The 7,175-nt window shown below is 60.0% G+C and carries 7 protein-coding genes; 3 read left to right on the top strand and 4 right to left on the bottom strand.

Annotated features, from left to right (window positions below; genetic code table 11):
- Nucleotides 1-199: 199 nt before the first annotated feature.
- On the bottom strand, nucleotides 200-613 hold the full coding sequence (locus QD408_RS09475; protein ID WP_088680586.1) for a DoxX family protein: 414 nt from the start codon (nucleotides 611-613) through the stop codon (nucleotides 200-202).
- A 213-nt stretch (nucleotides 614-826) separates the two neighbouring features.
- Between QD408_RS09475 and QD408_RS09470 the strand changes: the two genes are divergently transcribed.
- On the top strand, nucleotides 827-1,537 hold the full coding sequence (locus QD408_RS09470) for a glutathione binding-like protein (RefSeq protein ID WP_088680587.1): 711 nt from the start codon (nucleotides 827-829) through the stop codon (nucleotides 1,535-1,537).
- 65 nt (nucleotides 1,538-1,602) lie between these two features.
- On the opposite strand, the gene QD408_RS09465 is transcribed toward QD408_RS09470, so the two are convergent.
- The 3 genes from QD408_RS09465 to groES all read right to left on the bottom strand — a co-directional run bounded on the left by QD408_RS09465 (nucleotide 1,603) and on the right by groES (nucleotide 4,742).
- Nucleotides 1,603-2,049, bottom strand: coding sequence for a hypothetical protein (locus QD408_RS09465; RefSeq protein WP_414139116.1), 447 nt, complete (start codon nucleotides 2,047-2,049; stop codon nucleotides 1,603-1,605).
- A gap of 687 nt (nucleotides 2,050-2,736) precedes the next feature.
- Nucleotides 2,737-4,374 carry a chaperonin GroEL gene (gene groL / locus QD408_RS09460; protein WP_414139115.1) on the bottom strand — a complete coding sequence of 546 codons (1,638 nt, stop codon included), beginning with the start codon at nucleotides 4,372-4,374 and terminating at the stop codon, nucleotides 2,737-2,739.
- A 71-nt stretch (nucleotides 4,375-4,445) separates the two neighbouring features.
- Entirely contained in the window at nucleotides 4,446-4,742 is a 297-nt protein-coding gene (gene groES / locus QD408_RS09455) for a co-chaperone GroES (protein WP_004675403.1), read from the bottom strand.
- A 320-nt stretch (nucleotides 4,743-5,062) separates the two neighbouring features.
- On the opposite strand from groES, the gene QD408_RS09450 reads away from it, so the two are divergent.
- Nucleotides 5,063-5,911: a TIGR01459 family HAD-type hydrolase gene (locus tag QD408_RS09450; RefSeq protein WP_414139114.1), complete on the top strand. Its 849-nt coding sequence runs from the start codon at nucleotides 5,063-5,065 to the stop codon at nucleotides 5,909-5,911.
- Nucleotides 5,912-5,925: 14 nt separating this feature from the next.
- Nucleotides 5,926-6,909 carry a bifunctional riboflavin kinase/FAD synthetase gene (locus QD408_RS09445; RefSeq protein ID WP_088680831.1) on the top strand — a complete coding sequence of 328 codons (984 nt, stop codon included), beginning with the start codon at nucleotides 5,926-5,928 and terminating at the stop codon, nucleotides 6,907-6,909.
- Nucleotides 6,910-7,175: the final 266 nt, after the last annotated feature.

Here is a 7,175-nt window from a genome sequence, read left to right as displayed (position 1 = left end):
GTCTCTTTCAATGAAACATCAAGCCCGATATATTGGTCCATGGTTGCCTCCATTCGATGTTTGGGCCCGGTTCCTATCGTGAGCCCGTATTGCCATCTTACCGGGGGCAACCACCCCAGCCAGCCATCATCTGATAAATATGACATGGGGTGATCGCGCCGCGATTACCCCATGTTTTGCGTTCGGAATTGCTCTAGTATCAGGCTGCTGCGTGGACGCCGCGGCGTGCGTCGATCGAATAGGCACCGGCGCCGACGGTGGCGAGCAGGATGTACGCGCCGGCCAGCGTGATGTTCTTCATGACCATGATCTGGTTGAGAATGTTCACGAGTTCCGTGCCATTTGCGTAGGGCAGGTGGAAGGCAAGGCCCGTGAAGACACAGAAGGCGGCGAGCAGCCAGCCGGCAATGCGGACCTGGAAGCCTGTGAGAACCGCAAGGCCGGCCAGCAGTTCGAAAAGGCCTGCGACGTAGGCCAACAGGGTTGCTGCCGGCAGGCCGGCACCGGCGATCATGCCCGCGGTACCGGCAGGATCGGTGAGCTTCATGAAGCCGGAAAGGATGAACATGAAGGAAAGAAGAATGCGGGCAATCAGGATGATGGCGTTCGACATGGATGTTGTCTCCGTTTGAAGGACCTGTGGAGATCTTGGTGCCCCGGCACCGGATGGACCTCGGATACCGCCTATGTCGCCTTTTTTTGCCGTCATGGAAAGATAAACGGGAGTAGATGCTTCGTTCAATAATATGAAACGATGAGATGGTCGCCGCTGCTTGCCTTTGCCGCGCACGGTCTTTTATGGTCGGCTGATAACATGGAGAATCCGATGGCAGATCTTTCCGCATTTCCGATCACGACGCGTTGGCCGGCGAAGAATTCCGACATCATCCAGCTCTATTCCCTGCAGACGCCGAACGGAGTCAAGGTATCCGTTGCCCTCGAAGAGCTCGGGCTCGCCTATGAGCCGCATTATATTTCCTTCGCCGCCAACGAGCAGAAATCGCCGGAATTCGAATCTCTCAATCCGAATGGCCGCATTCCGGCGATCATCGACCCGAACGGACCGGGCGGTAAGCCGATCGGCTTGTTCGAATCCGGCGCGATCCTGCTTTATCTCGCGGAAAAGACCGGCAGGCTGATCCCCGAAGATGCCGCCGGCCGCTATGAATGCATCCAATGGGTGTTCTTCCAGATGGCAGGCATCGGCCCGATGTTCGGACAATTCGGGCATTTCCACAAATTCGCCGCCGACAAGGTCGCCAACAATTCCTATCCGGTGGAACGCTATCGCGACGAGTCCAAGCGCCTGCTCGGCGTGCTCGAAGGCCGCTTGAAGGGCCGGCAGTGGATCATGGGCGATCAATACACGATCGCCGACATCACCACCTTCACCTGGGTTCGCGGCGCCGATATCTTCTATGGCGGCCGCGAGATTCTCGAATATGCGAAATTCCCCGCCGTCTCGGATTGGCTGGAGCGCTGCATCGCCCGTCCGGCCAGCGAAAGGGGTCTTAACATTCCGGTCAAGCCGGAATAACAGGCGGTCAGCCGGAAATACGAAAGGCCGCCCTCGCGAGCGGCCTTTTCTTTTCACTGCCGGCTTTATCGCCTGCTTGTGATCCGGTTTGCGCCTTCCAGCTTGAAGCGCGGGAAGACGAAGACACCTGACATGCTGCCGCTGTATTTTTCCTCGAGCCCGTTCGATTCGCCCATGCAGAAGAGCGGCTGCCGGAAGCCGTTCGGCATGATGATCGTCGTCGAAAAGCAGAAGGAAGAGCAGAGCGTCGCCGCCTGTTCGAACAGTTCCAGCACGTGGCTGCGATCTCTAGTGTCGTAGCAACGGACCAGGCTCAGCAGCCCGCATTCCGGTGTGGAGAGGCCGTGCAGCATCGCGCTCCAGTCGCCGAGGCGAAGCAGGCCGCTCGAAAGATCTCCGGCCCACGGCTCGGAAACGGAAAACTGCGCCAGCATGTCCTGATTTCGATTGTTGTCGTTCAGCGAGGCGGGCATCAAAGGCAAGGCGGCATTGGCTTTGGCGATCTTAAACAAGGCGTTCCCCAGTTCGGATGCGGCTCCCGCCGCACGCTCGGCAAACACAAAGAAACAGGATCATGTAGCCGCGGACATTATGCCCGCGCATCCGGCGATCGTTGCCTCGGCTATCAGGCTTGGGAACCCGATGTCGAAGCCGAATATATACGTATCGCCTTTTCGCACACCGGCTTTGTCTGAAGGGGTTGTTGCTGGCGTGCGTCAATTGCAGCGCGGATTTATAGGAGCTTTTTGACAAACGGCAACGGCTTTTTGAGGGGCGGTTGGGCCTTTGTCTTCTCTGATGCCCCCACATTCTCCCGGCCGTTTCGCCAGAAAATCAGCAAAAATCACCTCTTTTGGCGGTTTAAAAACGTTTTTAATCCCCGGCATGCGGCAGATGGCGCCATTTGCCGCCCATTTCCTCGGACGGGAAAACAGCGGTGACGCAAGCCTGACGAAAGCTTCGAGACCGGCTGACGCACTGCACGGCATAAAATAGTGCGCAACGGATCGAATCGTTTTTGGCCAAAAGAAAAGGGCGACCCGAGGGCCGCCCTTCCTATTCCCGCCGGAATGGGTAGTCAGTGAAGGCTTTCGCCTATCACATCATGTTCATACCGCCAGTTCAGCGCGCTTGACGCGCTGAACCATCTTGGATGATGGGCGGTTTCATGGACGATGCTGTGAGAGGCCGTTGGCCTATCACATCATGTCCATACCGCCCATGCCGCCCATGCCGCCCGGCATAGCCGGAGCGTCCTTCTTCGGCAGCTCGGCGATCATGGCTTCGGTGGTGATCAGCAGCGATGCAACGGAAGCGGCATCCTGCAGAGCGGTGCGAACGACCTTGACCGGGTCGATGATGCCCATGCCGATCATGTCGCCATATTCGCCGGTCTGGGCGTTGTAGCCGTAGTTGTCGCGATCCTTGTCGAGGATCTTGCCGACGACGATCGAAGCTTCGTCACCAGCGTTTTCAGCGATCTGGCGGGCCGGAGCCTGCAGAGCGCGGCGAACGATGTTGATGCCGGCTTCCTGGTCGTCGTTGACACCCTTGGAGGTGATCTTGACGGAGGAACGGAGCAGGGCAACGCCGCCGCCCGGTACGATGCCTTCCTGAACGGCAGCGCGCGTCGCGTTGAGAGCGTCGTCGATGCGGTCCTTCTTTTCCTTCACTTCGACTTCAGTCGAGCCGCCGACGCGGATGACGGCAACGCCGCCTGCGAGCTTGGCAAGGCGTTCCTGCAGCTTCTCGCGGTCGTAGTCGGAGGTGGTTTCTTCGATCTGGGCCTTGATCTGGGCAACACGGCCTTCGATGTCGGACTTGGCGCCCGAACCGTCGACGATCGTGGTGTTTTCCTTGGAGATCGAAACCTTCTTGGCGCGGCCGAGCATGTCGAGCGTGACGCTTTCGAGCTTGATGCCGAGGTCTTCGGAGATGACGGTGCCGCCGGTCAGGATGGCGATGTCTTCGAGCATGGCCTTGCGGCGGTCGCCGAAGCCGGGAGCCTTGACGGCAGCGATCTTCAGGCCGCCGCGCAGCTTGTTGACGACGAGCGTTGCAAGAGCTTCGCCTTCGACGTCTTCAGCGATGATGAGGAGCGGCTTGCCGGTCTGGACGACGGCTTCGAGAACCGGGAGCATGGACTGCAGGTTCGAGAGCTTCTTCTCGTGAAGGAGAATGAAGACGTCTTCGAGGTCGGCGACCATCTTTTCCGGGTTGGTCACGAAGTAGGGGCTGAGGTAGCCACGGTCGAACTGCATGCCTTCGACGACTTCGAGTTCGGTTTCGGCGGTCTTGGCTTCTTCAACGGTGATGACGCCTTCGTTGCCGACCTTCTGCATGGCTTCGGCAATGTCGAGACCGACCTGGCGTTCGCCGTTTGCGGAGATCGTGCCGACCTGGGCGACTTCTTCCGAGGTGTTGATCTTCTTGGCCTTGGCCTGGAGATCCTTGACGACTTCGGCGACGGCGAGATCGATGCCGCGCTTCAGGTCCATCGGGTTCATGCCGGCTGCAACGGCCTTAGCGCCTTCGCGAACGATCGCCTGGGCAAGAACGGTTGCGGTCGTCGTGCCGTCGCCGGCGATGTCGTTGGTCTTCGAAGCGACTTCGCGGACCATCTGGGCGCCCATGTTTTCGAACTTGTCTTCGAGTTCGATTTCCTTGGCGACCGAGACGCCGTCCTTGGTGATGCGCGGAGCGCCGAAGGACTTGTCGATGATGACGTTACGGCCCTTCGGGCCGAGCGTGACCTTCACTGCATCGGCGAGAATGTCGACGCCGCGCAGCATCTTTTCGCGCGCGGTGCGGCCAAACTTGATTTCTTTAGCTGCCATGTTTGTGACTCCTGAATTCGATTTGTTCGGGCAAAGGCCCGTCAGTCATTTCGGGAAAGCGGATCGGCCGATCAGCCGATGATGCCCATGATGTCGGCTTCCTTCATGATCAGAAGGTCTTCGCCGTTGATCTTGACTTCGGTGCCGGACCACTTGCCGAACAGGACGCGGTCGCCAGCCTTGACGTCGAGCGCGACGACCTTGCCGGACTCGTCACGAGCGCCGGAACCGACGGCGACGATTTCGCCTTCCTGGGGCTTTTCCTTGGCGGTATCGGGAATGATGATGCCGCCTTTGGTCTTCTCTTCGGACTCGACGCGACGAACGACGACGCGGTCGTGAAGCGGACGGAAATTGGTGCTTGCCATTGTCTAATCCCTCGATCGAATGACATTCGCGAGCCGGAGCGGCCCACATGGATAAATGTTAGCACTCCTCTGTGATGAGTGCTAGCGCCGAGCATTTAGGGATGGCTCCGAAAGGAGTCAATGAGAGCAATCACGAATTTTTGTGCCGGAATTGTGAAGAGGCCGGAGAATTGTCGGAGATTCCAGCCGAAACCTTCATGAGGTCGACCCTCGCCGCGGCCGTTCGCCATCCGTGATTGCCTGCGGCGAAGAAAATGCCTTGCCATCCCCCTGCGCCTTTGCAATGTCACCGGGGACTGAAAGCAAATCGGGAATTGGGAATGGCCAGGCGGATAGAAAACTTCTCTGAGATCACCGATCACTATGATGTGGTGCTCTGCGATGTCTGGGGCGTCGTGCATAACGGCGTCGATCCGTTCCCGAAGGCCGCCGCAGCGCTGGAAGCCGCCCGCAAGAGCGGTCTTGCCGTCGTGCTCATCACCAATTCGCCGCGCCTGTCCTGGCAGGTGGTCGAGCAGCTGCGCCATATCGGCGTTCCCGACAGCGCCTATGACAGGATCGTCACCTCGGGCGACGTCACGCGCAAATTGATCGCCGAAGGGCCGAAGACCGCCTTTCTGCTCGGTCCCGAGCGCGACAAGGCGCTTCTCGAAGGCATCGGCGTCGAGCGTCGGCCGGCGGGCGAAGCGCAATCGCTCGTCTGCACCGGCTTCTTCGACGACGAGACCGAGAAGCCGGAAGACTACACCGACATGCTTCTGGATTTCCAGGCGCGCGATGTGCCGATGATCTGCGCCAATCCCGACCTCGTCGTCGAGCGCGGCCATCGCATCATCCCCTGCGCCGGCGCCATGGCCGCCTATTACGAGCAGCTCGGCGGCAAGACCCGCATCGCCGGCAAGCCGCACCGGCCGATCTACGAGGCGACGCTTTCGGCCGCCCGCGAGCTTCGCGGCGATTTCCCGGTCGAGCGCGTGCTGGCGATCGGCGACGGCATGCCGACCGATGTGCGCGGCGCCTTGAATTACGGGCTCGACCTCCTCTACATCAGCGGCGGCATCCACGCCAAGGAATACACCCTCAACGGCGAGACCGACGAGGCGATCCTCAACGCCTATCTCGAACGGGAAAAGGCGGCGCCGAAGTGGTGGATGCCGCGCCTTGCATGAAGAGAAGCCAGCCGATGACCGTCTTCCACCGCAATGAAACCCGGGAACCTCTACCCGCCCATCTCAGAGGCGGAGTGATTGCCATCGGCAATTTCGATGGTGTCCACCGCGGCCACCAGTCGGTGCTGAATCGCGCATTGGAAATCTCCAAGGCGCGGGGCATTCCGGCTCTGGTGCTGACCTTCGAGCCGCATCCGCGCACTGTCTTCAGGCCGCAGGCACCGGTCTTCCGGCTGACGCCCGCGCCGCTGAAAGCCCGCATTCTGGAGACGCTCGGTTTCAACGCCGTCATCGAATATCCCTTCGACTATGAATTCTCGCAGCGCTCGCCAGACGATTTCATTCATTCGATCCTGAAGGATTGGCTCGGCGCCTCCGAAGTCGTCACAGGCTTCGATTTCCATTTCGGCCGCGGCCGCGAGGGCGGTCCGGCTTTCCTGATGAATGCCGGCCAGACCTATGGTTTCGGCGTCACGCTGATCGATGCCTTCCGCGACGAAAACGCCGATGTCGTCTCGTCGAGCCATATCCGCGCACTCCTCACGGACGGCAATGTCAGCGAAGTCGCCGGCATGCTCGGCTATCGCTATACTGTCGAAGCCGAGGTGATCGACGGAGAAAAACTCGGCCGCCAGCTCGGTTTCCCCACGGCCAACATGCGCCTGCCGCCCGAGGTCGAACTCGCTCCCGGCATCTATGCCGTCCGCTTCCGCCGCCAGGACGGAACACTCCACGATGCCGTCGCCAGCTACGGCCGCCGCCCGACGGTGACGGAAAACGGCGCCCCGCTGCTCGAAACCTATCTCTTCGACTTCAGCGGCGATCTCTATGGCCAGCTCTGCTCGGTCTCCTTCTTCGGTTATTTGAGACCCGAATTGAAATTCGACGGCCTCGATCCGCTCGTCGCCCAGATCAAGCGCGATGAGGAAGAGGCGAGGGCGCTGCTGGCGGGCGTCGTGCCGCTCGGTGAACTCGATCGGAAACTCTGCTTTTCCTGAGACGACATCAGGCAGGGGATTATCTCAGGCATCAGTAAGAACTCGGCCCGCCTTGGGATCGAATGCGGCGATTTCTTCTCTTCCTTTTCCCGGCAAAAACGCCTATGAACCGGCGCTATGACGAAACTTCGGCTGGCGATCACGATGCGAATTATCGGCCCGGCCTTCCCAGCGCGCTAAGCGGCCGGGAGGTCCGGGTTTTCGGCGCTTGCGAGCAGGCGCTTCCGCCGCCACCTATTTTCACGTCCGTTGCGCCCCTTCCTGGG

This window comes from Rhizobium sp. BR 249 (genome assembly GCF_047445895.1).
Classification (GTDB): domain Bacteria; phylum Pseudomonadota; class Alphaproteobacteria; order Rhizobiales; family Rhizobiaceae; genus Rhizobium.
Note: the sequence above shows the minus strand (reverse complement) of the source record. Positions and strands in the feature narration are given on the sequence as shown.

What these genes read in the sequence shown, in the direction of transcription:
- groL (WP_414139115.1), bottom strand. Translation starts at nt 4,374, where the DNA reads ATGGCAGCTAAAGAAATCAAGTTTGGCCGCACCGCGCGCGAAAAGATG.
- QD408_RS09470 (WP_088680587.1), top strand. Translation starts at nt 827, where the DNA reads ATGGCAGATCTTTCCGCATTTCCGATCACGACGCGTTGGCCGGCGAAG.
- QD408_RS09445 (WP_088680831.1), top strand. Translation starts at nt 5,926, where the DNA reads ATGACCGTCTTCCACCGCAATGAAACCCGGGAACCTCTACCCGCCCAT.
- QD408_RS09475 (WP_088680586.1), bottom strand. Translation starts at nt 613, where the DNA reads ATGTCGAACGCCATCATCCTGATTGCCCGCATTCTTCTTTCCTTCATG.
- QD408_RS09450 (WP_414139114.1), top strand. Translation starts at nt 5,063, where the DNA reads ATGGCCAGGCGGATAGAAAACTTCTCTGAGATCACCGATCACTATGAT.
- groES (WP_004675403.1), bottom strand. Translation starts at nt 4,742, where the DNA reads ATGGCAAGCACCAATTTCCGTCCGCTTCACGACCGCGTCGTCGTTCGT.